General features: G+C 66.4%; 16 protein-coding genes. 5 read left to right on the plus strand and 11 right to left on the minus strand.

Going from position 1 to position 13,528, the window contains the following annotated elements:
- Window positions 1-133 precede the first annotated feature (133 nt).
- The gene (gene htpG, locus N7573_RS21550; RefSeq protein WP_279913380.1) at window positions 134-2,023 is read left to right on the plus strand and encodes a molecular chaperone HtpG; all 1,890 of its coding nucleotides are present in this window, start codon (window positions 134-136) and stop codon (window positions 2,021-2,023) included.
- Window positions 2,024-2,270: 247 nt separating this feature from the next.
- On the opposite strand, the gene N7573_RS21555 is transcribed toward htpG, so the two are convergent.
- Window positions 2,271-2,570: a hypothetical protein gene (locus N7573_RS21555; protein ID WP_032128872.1), complete on the minus strand. Its 300-nt coding sequence runs from the start codon at window positions 2,568-2,570 to the stop codon at window positions 2,271-2,273.
- 129 nt (window positions 2,571-2,699) lie between these two features.
- Here N7573_RS21555 and ftsY point away from each other — a divergent pair, with 129 nt between their 5' ends.
- From ftsY to N7573_RS21570, 3 genes are all read left to right on the plus strand, one after another.
- Complete coding sequence (gene ftsY / locus N7573_RS21560; RefSeq protein ID WP_279913381.1) at window positions 2,700-4,028, plus strand: signal recognition particle-docking protein FtsY; 1,329 nt, start codon at window positions 2,700-2,702, stop codon at window positions 4,026-4,028.
- Between the two features lie 81 nt (window positions 4,029-4,109).
- On the plus strand, window positions 4,110-5,234 hold the full coding sequence (mutY, locus tag N7573_RS21565) for an A/G-specific adenine glycosylase (RefSeq protein WP_032128870.1): 1,125 nt from the start codon (window positions 4,110-4,112) through the stop codon (window positions 5,232-5,234).
- Between the two features lie 5 nt (window positions 5,235-5,239).
- The gene (locus N7573_RS21570) at window positions 5,240-5,509 is read left to right on the plus strand and encodes an oxidative damage protection protein (protein ID WP_049400957.1); all 270 of its coding nucleotides are present in this window, start codon (window positions 5,240-5,242) and stop codon (window positions 5,507-5,509) included.
- Window positions 5,510-5,583: 74 nt separating this feature from the next.
- Here the strand turns inward: N7573_RS21570 and N7573_RS21575 are convergent, their stop codons facing one another.
- From N7573_RS21575 to N7573_RS21620, 10 genes are all read right to left on the minus strand, one after another.
- On the minus strand, window positions 5,584-6,042 hold the full coding sequence (locus tag N7573_RS21575) for a DUF6491 family protein (protein WP_014036807.1): 459 nt from the start codon (window positions 6,040-6,042) through the stop codon (window positions 5,584-5,586).
- A gap of 107 nt (window positions 6,043-6,149) precedes the next feature.
- The gene (gene lolD, locus N7573_RS21580; RefSeq protein ID WP_014036806.1) at window positions 6,150-6,863 is read right to left on the minus strand and encodes a lipoprotein-releasing ABC transporter ATP-binding protein LolD; all 714 of its coding nucleotides are present in this window, start codon (window positions 6,861-6,863) and stop codon (window positions 6,150-6,152) included.
- Complete coding sequence (locus N7573_RS21585) at window positions 6,856-8,097, minus strand: lipoprotein-releasing ABC transporter permease subunit (protein WP_279913382.1); 1,242 nt, start codon at window positions 8,095-8,097, stop codon at window positions 6,856-6,858. Before N7573_RS21585 ends, lolD begins: the two co-directional genes overlap by 8 nt.
- Window positions 8,098-8,120: 23 nt before the next feature.
- On the minus strand, window positions 8,121-8,570 hold the full coding sequence (locus tag N7573_RS21590; protein WP_279913383.1) for a hypothetical protein: 450 nt from the start codon (window positions 8,568-8,570) through the stop codon (window positions 8,121-8,123).
- Window positions 8,521-8,769, minus strand: coding sequence for a succinate dehydrogenase assembly factor 2 (locus N7573_RS21595; protein WP_005409080.1), 249 nt, complete (start codon window positions 8,767-8,769; stop codon window positions 8,521-8,523). The genes N7573_RS21590 and N7573_RS21595 overlap by 50 nt, the downstream gene beginning before the upstream one ends.
- A gap of 98 nt (window positions 8,770-8,867) precedes the next feature.
- Window positions 8,868-9,653 (minus strand): succinate dehydrogenase iron-sulfur subunit, encoded by a 786-nt coding sequence (locus tag N7573_RS21600; RefSeq protein WP_005409079.1) that lies wholly within the window; start codon window positions 9,651-9,653, stop codon window positions 8,868-8,870.
- A gap of 66 nt (window positions 9,654-9,719) precedes the next feature.
- Complete coding sequence (gene sdhA, locus N7573_RS21605; protein WP_049460632.1) at window positions 9,720-11,510, minus strand: succinate dehydrogenase flavoprotein subunit; 1,791 nt, start codon at window positions 11,508-11,510, stop codon at window positions 9,720-9,722.
- A gap of 31 nt (window positions 11,511-11,541) precedes the next feature.
- Window positions 11,542-11,928: a succinate dehydrogenase, hydrophobic membrane anchor protein gene (gene sdhD / locus N7573_RS21610; RefSeq protein ID WP_032128865.1), complete on the minus strand. Its 387-nt coding sequence runs from the start codon at window positions 11,926-11,928 to the stop codon at window positions 11,542-11,544.
- Window positions 11,925-12,317, minus strand: coding sequence for a succinate dehydrogenase, cytochrome b556 subunit (gene sdhC / locus N7573_RS21615; RefSeq protein WP_024958620.1), 393 nt, complete (start codon window positions 12,315-12,317; stop codon window positions 11,925-11,927). The genes sdhD and sdhC overlap by 4 nt, the downstream gene beginning before the upstream one ends.
- Window positions 12,318-12,373: 56 nt before the next feature.
- Window positions 12,374-12,544 (minus strand): DUF1674 domain-containing protein, encoded by a 171-nt coding sequence (locus N7573_RS21620; RefSeq protein WP_005409075.1) that lies wholly within the window; start codon window positions 12,542-12,544, stop codon window positions 12,374-12,376.
- Between the two features lie 39 nt (window positions 12,545-12,583).
- Between N7573_RS21620 and N7573_RS21625 the strand changes: the two genes are divergently transcribed.
- Window positions 12,584-13,459 (plus strand): folate-binding protein, encoded by an 876-nt coding sequence (locus tag N7573_RS21625; protein ID WP_279913384.1) that lies wholly within the window; start codon window positions 12,584-12,586, stop codon window positions 13,457-13,459.
- Window positions 13,460-13,528: the final 69 nt, after the last annotated feature.

Raw genomic sequence — 13,528 nt, forward strand, 5'->3', positions numbered from 1 at the left:
GTTGCTGTTGCTTCGGCCTCGGCGGGTGCAGGGTGCAACCCTGCCCGACCAACCCCTTGATTTCGGGACAATCAGCCATACCCCTTGGCGAGGCCGCACGCGCTGGCGCGGCATTGCACACGGAGCCTTATCGATGACCGAGACCACCCAGACCGAAACCCTTGGCTTCCAGACCGAAGTCAAGCAGCTGCTGCAGCTGATGATCCACTCGCTGTACTCCAACAAGGAGATCTTCCTCCGCGAGCTGGTCTCCAACGCCGCCGATGCCGCTGACAAGCTGCGCTTCGAGGCCCTGACCCAGCCGGCCCTGCTGGAAGGCGACAGCGAACTGCGCGTGCGCGTCAGCTTCGACCCCACCGCCCACACCATCACCATCGAAGACAACGGTATCGGCATGAGCCGCGCCGAAGCCATCGCCCACCTCGGCACGATTGCAAAGTCCGGCACCGGCGATTTCCTGCGCCAGCTGTCCGGCGACCAGAAGAAGGATTCGCAGCTGATCGGCCAGTTCGGCGTCGGCTTCTACAGTGCCTTCATCGTCGCCGACGAAGTGGAAGTGACCTCGCGCCGCGCTGGCCTGGCTGCAGGCGAAGGCGTGCGCTGGACCTCGCGCGGCGAAGGCGATTTCGAAGTCGCCACGGTCGACAAGGCCGAGCGCGGCACCCGCATCGTGCTGCACCTGAAGGACGGCGAGCACGACTTCGCCGATGGCTGGCGCCTGCGCAGCATCCTCAAGAAGTATTCGGATCACATCGGCCTGCCGATCCAGATGCCGAAGGAAGGCGAAGAAGGCGCTGCGGTCGAATGGGAAACCGTCAATCGCGCCAGCGCGCTGTGGACCCGCCCCCGCACCGAAATCAGCGATGCCGAATACACCGAGTTCTACAAGCACGTGGCGCACGACCATAGCGACCCGCTGGCCTGGAGCCACAACAAGGTCGAGGGCAAGCTGGAGTACACCTCGCTGCTGTATGTGCCCGGCCGCGCACCGTTCGACCTGTATCACCGCGATGCACCCAAGGGCCTGAAGCTGTACGTGCAGCGCGTGTTCGTGATGGACCAGGCCGAGCAGTTCCTGCCGCTGTACCTGCGCTTCATCAAGGGCGTGGTCGATTCCAACGACCTGTCGCTGAACGTCTCGCGCGAGATCCTGCAGTCCGGTCCGGTCATCGATTCGATGAAGGCCGCGCTGACCAAGCGCTCGCTGGACATGCTGGAAAAGCTGGCCGCCGACAAGCCGGAGCAGTACGCCACGTTCTGGAAGGAATTCGGCCAGGTGCTGAAGGAAGGCCCGGCCGAGGACTACAACAACCGCGAGAAGGTGGCCAGCCTGCTACGCTTCGCTTCCACCCGTGGCGACGGCGATGCGCAGAGCGTGTCGCTGGCCGACTACCTCGGCCGCATGACCGAAGGCCAGGACAAGATCTATTACCTGACCGGCGAGAGCTACAGCCAGGTGCGCAACAGCCCGCACCTGGAAGTGTTCCGTAAGAAGGGCGTGGAAGTGCTGCTGCTGACCGACCGCATCGACGAGTGGCTGATGGGCTACCTGACCGATTTCGACGGCAAGGGCTTCGTCGACATCGCCCGTGGCGACCTCGACCTGGGTGCGCTGGAAAGCGAAGCGGACAAGCAGGAACAGGAAGCAGCGGCCAAGGACAAACAGGGTCTGGTCGAGCGCCTGAAGACGGTGCTGGGCGACGACGTTGCCGAAGTGCGCGTCTCGCACCGCCTGACCGATTCGCCGGCGGTGCTGGCCATCGGCGAACAGGACCTGGGTCTGCAGATGCGCCAGATCCTGGAAGCCAGCGGCCAGAAGGTACCGGACAGCAAGCCGGTGCTGGAGATCAACCCGGGCCACCCGCTGATCGCCAAGCTCGATGCCGAAGCCGATGGCGCGCGTTTCGACGATCTGGGCCGGGTGCTGTTCGACCAGGCCGCACTGGCCGCCGGTGACAGCCTGAAGGATCCGGGTGCCTATGTGGCCCGTCTGAACAAGCTGCTGCTGGAGCTGTCGGCCTGATCGACAGGGTGGTCGCCGGGCATGGCCCGGCGATGCTCTGGTAGGTGCCAACCTTGGTTGGCACTGCTGCCCTGGTAGAGACCAACCTTGGTTGGCGCCCCAAAAGCGTGCCAACCAAGGTTGGCACCTACCAGGGCGGGTCGAGCGTGCCAACCAAGGTTGGCACCTACCAGGCTGGGTCGAAGCGTGCCGACCAAGGTTGGCACCCACCAGGGGCGGCGGTTGGCACCTGCCAAAACGGTGTTGCTCAGGCGTCCCGATCCAGCAGTGAGCCCAGCATCTGGTCCTGGCGACGGATCACCGTGGCATTGGCGGCAAAGGCCACGACCTCGGCTTTCGCGGCCAGCAGATCACCCAGCGGCGCGCCGGCATCGGCGCCGATGGACGCCACCGAAGCCTGCACCCCACCCTGTTCGGTGGTAATGCGCTGCAACTGCAGGTGCTGGGCATCCGGGGTCGCCAGGTTGGCCACGTTGTGCGCGGCCACCTGCACGCCCTGCTGGGCCGCACGCATCCCGCTGAGGGCGATTCCCATCACGTTGTCCATGGCGGTCTCCGGGCCGCACGACGCAGCCCTCCGGACCGGTTAACGGCCGGTGGGCCGCAACCTTGAGTCCACATCGGCCCGACAGGCCCGAGTGGTAGCATATCCCTCTGATTTCAGCGCCTTTTGCCAATGCTCAGTTTTTTCCGCCGCAAGAAGCCCCAGGATGCCCCCGCAACGGAGGCGCCCAAGACCCAGCACTACTCGGCTGAAGAGCTGGCGGCGGCATTCCCGTCGGCCGCGCCGGTCGAGGACAAGGAGCCGGCGCCGGTAGCAGTACCGGCCGAGCCTGTACCGGTCGAGCCGCCCCCAGCAACCGCCGTTCCGGTCGCTGTCGAGCCCACCCCGGTTATTCCGGCCCCAGCCGCACCGGTTCCGGCAGCTCCTGCGCCGACGGCTCAGATCGACGTCGCCCCTATCGCGACTCCGGCCATCGAACCGGCCCCCGTACCGCTGCCTGAGCCCACCCCGGCACCGACACCGGCACCGGTCACCGACGACCTGCCTGCCGCCGCCTCGATCGACGCCGTTCCGGCGCCGGCTGGCAAGCCCGGCTGGCGCGAGCGCCTGCGCAACAGCGTCATCGCGCGCAGCTTTGGTGGCCTGTTCTCGCGCAACCCCAAGCTTGACGACGACCTGCTGGACGAGCTGGAAACCGCACTGATCACCGCCGACGTCGGTGTCGGTGCCACCACCGACCTGGTCGAGGGCCTGCGCAAGCGCATGAAGTCGCGCGAGTTCGCCGACGCCAATGCGCTGCTGGCCGCGCTGCGCGCGGAGCTGATCGCGATCCTGCAGCCGGTGGCCAAGCCGCTGGTGATCGACCGCAACGCCAAGCCCTTCGTGGTGCTCACCGTCGGCGTCAACGGCGTTGGCAAGACCACCACCATCGGCAAGCTGGCCAAGCGCTTCAAGGACGATGGCCACAGCCTGATGCTGGCCGCCGGTGACACCTTCCGCGCCGCCGCCGTGGCACAGCTGCAGGCCTGGGGCGAGCGCAACGGCGTGGCCGTGGTCGCGCAGGGGCAGAACGCCGATGCCGCTTCGGTGGCATTCGACGCGCTGCAGGCCGGCAAGGCCCGTGGCACCTCGGTGCTGATCGCCGACACCGCCGGCCGCCTGCATACCCAGTCCGGCCTGATGAACGAGCTGGGCAAGATCCGCCGCGTGCTCGGCAAGATCGACCCCACCGCCCCGCACGAAGTACTGATGGTGATCGACGGCACCACTGGCCAGAACGCGCTGTCGCAGCTGCGCCAGTTCAATGCCGCAGTGAACGTGACCGGCCTGGTGGTGACCAAGCTGGACGGCACCGCCAAGGGCGGCGTGGTGTTCGCGCTGGCCCGCGAGTTCGGCATTCCGATCCGTTTCGCCGGCATCGGCGAGCGCCCGGAAGACCTGCGCGTGTTCGACCCGGAAGCCTTCGTCGACGCCCTGCTGCCCGAAGCGCTGGGCGCCTGATACACCGTGCAGCCACGCATGGCGTGGCTCTACTGCAATCCAGTAGAGCCACCCCACGGGTGGCTCCTCTCTGGAACACCGATGCCCCGCCAGCCGCACGCCAGCGCCGGAACCACGCAGACCGATGGCTTCGTCGCCCACCTGCTGCATTGGTTCGACGACCACGGCCGCCACGACCTGCCCTGGCAGCACCCACGCAGTCCCTACCGGGTCTGGCTGTCGGAAATCATGCTGCAGCAGACCCAGGTGAGTACGGTCATCCCGTATTTCCAGCGGTTCCTGCAGCACTTCCCGACCCTGCCCGACCTTGCCGCAGCCAGCAACGACGCGGTGATGGCGCAGTGGGCCGGGCTCGGCTACTACGCCCGCGCACGCAACCTGCATGCCGCTGCGAAGCGCTGCGTGGAACTGCACGACGGCGACCTGCCGCGTGATTTCGATGCATTGCATGCCCTGCCCGGCATCGGCCGCAGCACCGCCGGTGCGATCCTCAGCCAGGCCTGGAACGATCCGTTCGCGATCCTCGACGGCAACGTCAAGCGCGTGCTCAGCCGTTACCACGGCATCGAGGGCTTCCCCGGCCTGCCGGCCATCGAGAAGCAGTTGTGGGCGATCGCCGAGGCGCACGTGGCTCAGGTGCCGGCCGGGCGCATGGCCGACTACACGCAGGCGCAGATGGATCTGGGCGCGACGGTGTGCAGCCGCGCCAAACCGGCCTGCGTGATCTGCCCGCTGCAGGATGACTGCGTGGCACGGCGCGAAGGCCGCACCGCTGAACTACCCACGCCCAAGCCCAGCAAGACCCTGCCCGAGCGCGAGGCCGTTGCGCTGCTGCTGCGCGACGCCCAGCAGCGTGTGCTGCTGCAGAAGCGGCCGGACACCGGCATCTGGGCGCAGCTGTGGACGCTGCCGCAGGCCGATGCCGGCAGCGTGCTGCAGGACTGGTTCGACGTGCACGTCGACGGCTCGCTGGAAGAGGCCGAAGAGCTGCCAGTGCTGCAGCACACCTTCAGCCACTACAAGCTGCATCTGCAGGTATTGTCGCGGCAGGTACACGGCCTGCGCGTGGAAGAACCCACGCTGCGCTGGGTCGCCAGCGACGAACTGCACGCGCTGGGCCTGCCGGCACCGATCCGCAAACTGCTCGACGGCGCAACGATCAAGACGCCGAAACGAAATTCCAAGAAACCCCGCAACCACGAGTGAATGCCATGTCCCGAACCGTCTTCTGCCAGTACGAACAACGCGATGCCGAGGGCCTGGACTTCGTGCCCTACCCCGGCGAACTGGGCCAGCGCATCTTCAACAGCATCGGCAAGCAGGCCTGGGCTGCGTGGCTGGCGCACCAGACCATGCTGATCAACGAGAACCGCCTGTCGCCGCGCACCCCGGAGCATCGTGCGTTCCTTGAAGGCGAACTGGTCAAGTTCCTGTTCGAGAAGGACGCGGAAAAGCCGGCCGGCTTCACCCCCGAAGCCTGACAACAAAAAGGGGACGGAGGGGATTAAGTCGTTTGTGGCACAAACGACTTAATCCCCTCCGTCCCCTTTTTTGATCATTTGGCCGGGGCGGTTTCCGCCTCGCGCTCCTGCACCTGCGCCTGGCGCAGCTCCTGCTCGGAAGTGCGCAACGCCTTCACGTCCAGCTTGCGGATGCTGTTGATGAAGCACGGCATGCGCGGGCCACCGGTCGGGTCGCGCACGAGCACCTTGTCAAAACGCGACGACACCCGGCCCATGCTGCTGGTCAACCCGATGGCGGTGGCGTAGGACAGGTCCGGGCACGGGCCACTCAGTTCCAGCAGGTAAGCCTCGCTCGGCCGGGTCCAGACCGCCAGGGCGCTGTCACCCAGCTCGGTCCAGCCATTGAGGCTGCCGAAGAACTGCATGTCGTTCTGCGGCGCGCCGGCGTGGGCACGGTACAGATCCAGCTTCTCGGTACTGCTGAGCCGGCCGGTGGTCGCGCAGGCGGCCAGCGCCAGGCAGAGTCCGGCGATCAGGATCGGGGTCTTCATGGCGATCTCCTCAGGGAACCTGCTGCGATCATGCGCCGGCCGATGTGCGGCCGGCGCGATGGCAGGTAAACCCGTTCAGGCGCCGGGAGGCGGCCGTTGCCGGCCGCTCAGACGTCGGCGTGGGCCAGTGCGTGCAGGCGCCCTTCGCGCAGCTCCAGCACCCGGTCCAGGCGCCGCGCCAGGCTGCGGTCGTGGGTGACCAGCACCAGGCTGGTATGACGCGCGCGGTTGAGCTCCAGCATCAGCTCGAACACGGTGCCCGCGGTACGGTCATCCAGGTTGCCGGTCGGCTCGTCGCCGAGCACGCACGCCGGATGATTGACCAGCGCACGTGCCACCGCGGCACGTTGGCGTTCGCCGCCGGACAACTCGCCCGGCTTGTGGTCCAGGCGATGGCCGAGGCCGACCGCTTCCAGCAGCGTGGTGGCGCGGCTGCTCGCTTCGGCCACTGCGGTGCCAGCCAGCAGCACCGGCATCATCACGTTTTCCAACGCGGTGAACTCCGGCAGCAGGTGGTGGAACTGGTAGACGAAGCCCAGCGCCTGGTTGCGCAGCAGGCCACGCGCGGTATCCGACAGCGCCGACATCCGCTGGCCGGTCACATAAACCTCACCCGCGGTCGGAATGTCGAGGCCACCCAGCAGGTGCAGCAGCGTGCTCTTGCCGGCACCGGAAGCACCAATGATCGCCACCGTTTCGCCGGCGGTCACGGTCAGGTCCAGGCCATCGAACACCGGGGTCTGCATGCGCCCTTCGGCGTAGGTCTTGCCCAGTGCTTCGGCGCGGATCACTTCATCGCCGCGGTTGAAGACCTTATTCATAACGCAGGGCCTCCGCCGGCTGGGTGCGTGCTGCCCGCCAGGCGGGATAGAGGGTGGCCAGGAAGCTCATCAGCAGCGCGACCACGGTGATCGCCGCCACGTCGCCGGTCTGCATGTCGGTCGGCAGGCCGGTGATGTAGTAGACGTCCTCCGGCAGCAGCTTGACGTTGAACACGCTCTCGATGGCACCGAGGATGCGTTCCAGGTTGAGGGTCAGGGTGATACCGCCGATCAGGCCAGCCAGCGTGCCGAAGATGCCGATCAGCGAACCCTGCACCATGAATACCTGCATCACCCCGCCCGGGGTCAGGCCCAGCGTGCGCAGGATGGCGATGTCGGCCTGCTTGTCGGTCACCAGCATCACCTGCGAGGACACCAGGTTGAAGGCCCCCATGGCGATGATCAGCGACAGCAGGATGCCCATCACCACCTTTTCCATGCGCAACGAGTGGTAGAGGTTGGCGTTCTGCTGGGTCCAGTCACTCACCCGGTACGCACCGCCGAGGCTCTGCGCCAGGTCCACGCCCACTTCCAGCGAGCGGTCCATGTCGTGCAGTTTCAGCCGCACGCCGGTGGCACCGTCGCTGCGCAGCACGCGCTCCAGGTCCTGCATGTTGGCAAAGCCCACGCCGCGGTCGACCTCGTTGTAGCCGGCCTCGAAGATGCCACTGACGGTGAAGCGTTTCATCCGCGGCACTGCGCCGGCAGGCGTGCCCTGCACCTCGGCGAAGGTCACCAGCACCTGGTCGCCCACGTCTACGCCCAGCCAGATCGCCAGCTCCTTGCCCAGCAGCAGGTTGAAGCTGCCTGGCTTGAGGCTGTCATAGCTGCCCTTGGTGACCTTCTTGTCGATCACCGACACCTTCGGCTCCAGCGCCGGATCGATGCCCTGGATGATCGCGCCCTGCACGCGCGGGCCGCTGATCATCGACTGGATCTCGATGTACGGCGCGGCACCGGCCACGCGCGGGTCCTTGCCGGCGATGTCGACCACGCGCATCCAGTCCGGCATCGGCTCGCCGTCGCGGCTGATGGTGGTGTGCGCGGTCATCTGCAGCAGGCGGCTGCGGATTTCCTTCTGGAAACCGCTCATCACCGCCAGGGTGGTGATCAGCACGGTAACCCCGAGCGCGATGCCCAGGATCGATGCCATCGAGATGAAGGAGATGAAGCCGTTGCGGCGCTTGGCGCGCAGGTAGCGCAGGCCAATGGCCACGGGAATGGGTTTGAACATGCAGGCACGCCGGTCAATTCAGCTTATGGTGCCATCGACCGGGGCCGACGGGAAACGCCGCGTGCGGCCACGGCCAGTCGCAGTTCACGTCGCTGCCCGGAATCCAGCACATCGGGCCAGAACAGCAGGCGTTGGCGGCGCTGGTCCCGGCGCCAGATCAACAACAGCCACGGCCCGCGCACCACCAGCCGGGGTGCCTCGACATCCTGCCCGGCCACCTGCATCGGCTCGGGAAGCGGAGGCAGGAGCACCGGCACGCGTGGCCTGCGCTGGCGCCAGGCCAGTTCGGCCAACCCGATGACCCAGGCCAGCACCACTGCGGGCATCAGCAGCCGTGAAGACAGATCCGATGCGCGCAGCAGCCAGGGCGCAGCCAGCAGCACCGCCAACTGGGCGGCAGCCTGCAGCCGCGAGGGGCGCCACTCAAGGCTTGAGGGCGAGGATCTTCTGCATGAGGGGGATCGCGTGCGCATGTGGACAGGCCTCATAGCCCATGAACCAGCGCCACAACTTATCGTCCTCGCAGTCGAGCAGGAACAGGAAAACCTCGCGCTCTTCGGTCGGCGCAGTGCTCCATTCGTGGTCCAGGTAGCGACCGAACAGCTGGTCCAGCTCACGCATGCCGCGGCGGCAACGCCAGCGCAGCTTCTTCAGCAGAACGTCTTCTTCCATCATGTTTCTCCAGATACAGCAAAGCCACGCATGGCGTGGCTCTACTGGGGTGGCACAGCCACGCGTGGCGTGGCTCTACCGGGTACAGCCAGGCCTGATCAGGCGCGGCGTTCCATCATCAGCTTCTTGATCTCGGCGATCGCCAGCGCCGGGTTCAGGCCCTTCGGGCAGGTCCGGGCGCAGTTCATGATGGTGTGGCAGCGGTACAGCTTGAACGGATCTTCCAGATCGTCCAGGCGCGCACCGGTGTCCTCATCGCGCGAGTCGATGATCCAGCGGTAGGCCTGCAGCAGGATCGCCGGGCCCAGGTAACGCTCGCCGTTCCACCAGTAGCTCGGGCAGCTGGTCGAGCAGCAGGCGCACAGGATGCACTCGTACAGGCCGTCCAGCTTCTTGCGGTCTTCCGGCGACTGCAGGCGCTCACGATCCGGCGGTGCCGGAGTCTGGGTGCGGATCCACGGCTTGATCGAGGCGTACTGCGCGTAGAAGTGGGTCAGGTCCGGAACCAGATCCTTGACCACGTTCATGTGCGGCAGCGGGTAGATCGGCACTTCCTTCTTGCCGCAGTCCGAGATGGCTCGGGTGCAGGCCAGGGTGTTGGTGCCGTCGATGTTCATCGCGCACGAACCACAGATACCTTCGCGGCAGGAGCGGCGGAAGGTCAGGGTCGGGTCGATCTCGTTCTTGATCTTGATCAGGGCGTCCAGGACCATCGGGCCACAGGCGTCCAGATCGACTTCATAGGTATCGGTGCGCGGGTTGCTGTCGTCGTCCGGACTCCAGCGGTAGATCTTGAAGGTGCGCACGTTCTTGCCGCCGTTCTTGACGGGGAAGTGCTTGCCCTTCGTGATCTTGGAATTCTTGGGGAGTGAAAACTCGGCCATGGCTGCTCTCGTTGGCTCAGGCGGCCCGCGCCCGTGGGCGCGGATTGCATGGTAGGCGGGGTCGGATCAGTACACGCGCGGCTTCGGCGGCACCACGGACACGTCGTCGGTCAACGTGTACATGTGCACCGGACGGTAGTCGAAGCTGCACTTGCCCTTCTCGTCGACGCTGACCAGGGTGTGCTTCTGCCAGTTGACGTCGTCGCGGTCCGGATAGTCCTCGTGCGCATGCGCGCCGCGGCTTTCCTTGCGCTGTTCGGCCGAGTTGATCGTCGCCACCGCGTTGAGCAGCAGGTTGTTCAGCTCGTAGGTCTCGATCAGGTCCGAGTTCCAGACCAGCGAACGGTCGGAGACCTTCACGTCCTGGAACGAGTCGAAGATCTTGTCCATCTTCTCGCAGCCTTCCTTCAGCGTCTGGCTGGTGCGGAAGACCGCCGCGTCGGCCTGCATGGTGCGCTGCATGCGATCGCGGATGACCGAGGTCGGGGTATCGCCGTTGGCGTGGCGCAGCTTGTCCAGCAGGCCCAGCGCCTTGTCGCAGGCATCGGCCGCCAGCGGCTTGTGCGACGCGCCCGGCTTGATGGTCTCGGCGCAACGGTTGGCCACCGCACGACCGAACACCACCAGGTCCAGCAGCGAGTTCGAGCCGAGGCGGTTGGCACCGTGCACCGACACGCAGGCGGCTTCGCCGATCGCGTACAGGCCCGGGATCACCGCATCGGGGTTGTCGCCATCCTTGCGCACCACTTCGCCGTGGTAATTGGTCGGAATGCCGCCCATGTTGTAGTGCACGGTCGGGATCACCGGGATCGGCTGCTTGTGCACGTCGACGCCGGCGAAGATGCGGGCGCTCTCGGCAATGCCCGGCAGCTTCTCGTCGATCACGCCCGGGCCAAGGTGGGTCAGGTCGAGCAGGATGTGGTCCTTGTGCTCGCCGACGCCGCGGCCTTCGCGGATCTCGATGGTCATCGAACGGCTGACCACGTCGCGCGAGGCCAGATCCTTGTAGTGCGGTGCGTAGCGCTCCATGAAGCGCTCGCCGCTGCTGTTGCGCAGGATGCCACCTTCACCGCGGACACCCTCGGTGATCAGGCAGCCGGCACCGTAGATGCCGGTCGGATGGAACTGCACGAACTCCATGTCCTGCATGGCGATGCCGGCACGCATGGCCAGGCCGCCACCGTCGCCGGTGCAGGTGTGCGCCGAGGTGGCGCTGAAGTAGGCACGGCCGTAACCGCCGGTGGCCAGCACCACGCCCTGGGCGCGGAACAGGTGCAGGGTGCCGTCGGACATGTCCAGGGCCAGCACGCCGCGGCAGGCACCTTCGTCATCGAAGATCAGGTCGAGTGCGAAGTACTCGATCATGAAGCGTGCGTCGTGCTTCAGCGACTGCTGGTACAGGGTGTGCAGCATCGCGTGGCCGGTACGGTCGGCCGCCGCGCAGGTACGCTGCGCCGCCGGGCCTTCGCCGTACTTGGTGGTCATGCCACCGAACGGACGCTGGTAGATCTTGCCTTCGGCAGTGCGCGAGAACGGCACGCCGTAGTGTTCGAGCTCGATGATGGCCGGAATGGCCTCACGGCACATGTACTCGATGGCGTCCTGGTCGCCCAGCCAGTCCGAGCCCTTGATGGTGTCGAAGAAGTGGTAACGCCAGTCATCCTCGCCCATGTTGGCGAGTGCGGCCGAGATACCGCCCTGGGCGGCAACGGTGTGCGAACGGGTCGGGAAGACCTTGGTCAGGCACACGGTCTGCAGGCCCTTGGCGGCCAGGCCGAACGTGGCGCGCAGGCCGGCGCCGCCGGCGCCCACCACGACCATGTCGTACTTGTGTTCGGTGATCTTGTAAGCGGACATCTAATCTGGATTCCTGTGTAGGTGCCTGGGCTCAGGCAACGCCGAGGGCGATGCGGCCCACCGCAAACACACTGACGATCATGCCGAGCACGGCGACGAACTTCACCGCGGTCTGCAGCACCAGGGCCAGCAGCGATTCGTGGATGTAATCTTCCAGCACGACCTGCATGCCGAGCTGCGCGTGCCAGAACATGGCGATCAGCAGGCCGATCAGCGGCACGGCGTTCCACGGCTTGGCCACGGCGGCGGCGGCGGTCGCGTAGTCCGAGCCCAGCAGGCCCAGCACGAAGACCAGGAACCAGATGCCCAGGGCCACCAGGGCGGCGGCGGTCAGGCGCTGGTGCACGAAGTGCTCGGTGCCGGTCTTGGCCGAACCGAGGCCGCGCACGCTCTTCAACGGGGTACGGAACTTGCTCACGCGGCACCTCCGAACATCACATAGGCCCACACCAGCAGGGTGATCACCAGGCTGCCGATGACCGACAGCCAGCTGCTGCGGATGAAGGCGGGGATGCTGAAGCCGATGGCGAAGTCCTGCACCACATGGCGGATGCCATTGCACAGGTGATAGGCGAACGACCATGTCCACGCGAACAGGAACACGCGGCCATACCAGGCCCCGGCATGGCCGGTGAAGCAGTTCCAGGACTCGGGCCCCATCATCAGGGCCAGCAGGCCGGCGGCGATGATGAGGGCACCAACAGACAGAAAGACGCCAGTGGCTCGATGCAGGATCGAGGTGGCCATCTGAATCTGCCAGCGATACACCTGAAGGTGCGGGGAAAGTGGGCGTTGTCTGGTCGCCATTCGCTGGGCTCGTTGTCTCGGCTGGGCGGCACGCGGCCGCGTTGGCTCAATGCTGATCAGAAATCGATGCAGCGTCCGTTTTTCTCCCAATCGCCATACCGCACCGGATCAAGTCCGCCGCGGCCGCCGAATTCCTCTGCTTTTTCCTGTTCCACGGGCACGGGTGCCGCGGGGACCAGCGGGGCTTCAGATTCGTCGTCGGGAGTGGGGGTTGTTTGGCCTATCATGTTCGGTCTCGCAACGCACAAATTTTAGACCTCGTTCACGTGCCTGACAACCTGCCCCCTGCTTTCGTCGGATATCCGCGCCTGCCCGGCCACCAGCTGCTGAGCCTGCAAGGCCCGGATGCGGCTGTCTTTGCCCACGCCCAGTTCAGCAGCGATGTCACCGCCCTGCCCCTGCAGCACTGGCAGTGGAGCGCCTGGTTGAGCGCCAAGGGCCGCACTCTGGCGGTGTTCCAGCTGCTTCGACTGGCGGACGACCACGTGATGCTGGTGCTGGCCGACGGCGACGCCGATGCGATTGCGTCGCAACTGCAGCGCTTCGTGTTCCGCCGCAAGGTGAAGGTGCAGGTGCGCAGCGATCTGGCCGTGGCCGGTGCGTTCACTGCGCCCGAAGCCGCCAGCGGCGCTGCGATTGCGCAGACCGCAGGTGACGGCTGGGAACTGGACCTGGGCAGCGACGCCTTGCCGCGGACCCTGCGCATTGGCAGCGCCGATGCCTTCGCCGCCGGCAATGAAGCCGATGAGGCCGCTTTCGCACTGGCCTGGCGCCAGGCAGACCTGCGCTACGGCCTGCCCCGGCTGCAAGAAAGCCAGCGCGAAGTGTGGACCCCGCAGCAGCTGGGGTTGGACCGCCTGAACGGTTACAGCGTGAAGAAGGGCTGCTATCCCGGCCAGGAAATCGTCGCCCGCACCCACTTCCTCGGCAAAGCCAAGCGCGCGGTGCAGCTGCTGCATACCGCGGCACCGGCGCAGGCCGGCGATGGCGTGCAGCAGGATGGCGCAGCGCTGGGCACGATCGCCAGCGTGGCTGGTGACCTGGCGTTGGCGGTGCTCCCACTGGAGGCCGGCGACACCGAGCTGCAGGTAGGCGGCGCCGCCGCGCAGCGCGTGCCGCTGCTGGATGGGTTGGCACGCTGAATCTGAAGGGCTCTCATCCACGCATGGCGTGGATCTACTGACCGACCCGGTGGGTGCGGACCGTTGGTC

The sequence above is a fragment of the Stenotrophomonas sp. GD04054 genome, from assembly GCF_029836955.1.
Taxonomy (GTDB): Bacteria; Pseudomonadota; Gammaproteobacteria; order Xanthomonadales; family Xanthomonadaceae; genus Stenotrophomonas; species Stenotrophomonas maltophilia_A.

What these genes read in the sequence shown, in the direction of transcription:
- sdhA (WP_049460632.1), bottom strand. Translation starts at nt 11,510, where the DNA reads ATGTCCGCTTACAAGATCACCGAACACAAGTACGACATGGTCGTGGTG.
- lolD (WP_014036806.1), bottom strand. Translation starts at nt 6,863, where the DNA reads ATGAATAAGGTCTTCAACCGCGGCGATGAAGTGATCCGCGCCGAAGCA.
- N7573_RS21600 (WP_005409079.1), bottom strand. Translation starts at nt 9,653, where the DNA reads ATGGCCGAGTTTTCACTCCCCAAGAATTCCAAGATCACGAAGGGCAAG.
- sdhC (WP_024958620.1), bottom strand. Translation starts at nt 12,317, where the DNA reads ATGGCGACCAGACAACGCCCACTTTCCCCGCACCTTCAGGTGTATCGC.
- N7573_RS21620 (WP_005409075.1), bottom strand. Translation starts at nt 12,544, where the DNA reads ATGATAGGCCAAACAACCCCCACTCCCGACGACGAATCTGAAGCCCCG.
- N7573_RS21585 (WP_279913382.1), bottom strand. Translation starts at nt 8,097, where the DNA reads ATGTTCAAACCCATTCCCGTGGCCATTGGCCTGCGCTACCTGCGCGCC.
- N7573_RS21595 (WP_005409080.1), bottom strand. Translation starts at nt 8,769, where the DNA reads ATGGAAGAAGACGTTCTGCTGAAGAAGCTGCGCTGGCGTTGCCGCCGC.
- N7573_RS21555 (WP_032128872.1), bottom strand. Translation starts at nt 2,570, where the DNA reads ATGGACAACGTGATGGGAATCGCCCTCAGCGGGATGCGTGCGGCCCAG.
- ftsY (WP_279913381.1), top strand. Translation starts at nt 2,700, where the DNA reads ATGCTCAGTTTTTTCCGCCGCAAGAAGCCCCAGGATGCCCCCGCAACG.
- htpG (WP_279913380.1), top strand. Translation starts at nt 134, where the DNA reads ATGACCGAGACCACCCAGACCGAAACCCTTGGCTTCCAGACCGAAGTC.
- N7573_RS21590 (WP_279913383.1), bottom strand. Translation starts at nt 8,570, where the DNA reads ATGCGCACGCGATCCCCCTCATGCAGAAGATCCTCGCCCTCAAGCCTT.
- N7573_RS21575 (WP_014036807.1), bottom strand. Translation starts at nt 6,042, where the DNA reads ATGAAGACCCCGATCCTGATCGCCGGACTCTGCCTGGCGCTGGCCGCC.
- N7573_RS21570 (WP_049400957.1), top strand. Translation starts at nt 5,240, where the DNA reads ATGTCCCGAACCGTCTTCTGCCAGTACGAACAACGCGATGCCGAGGGC.
- mutY (WP_032128870.1), top strand. Translation starts at nt 4,110, where the DNA reads ATGCCCCGCCAGCCGCACGCCAGCGCCGGAACCACGCAGACCGATGGC.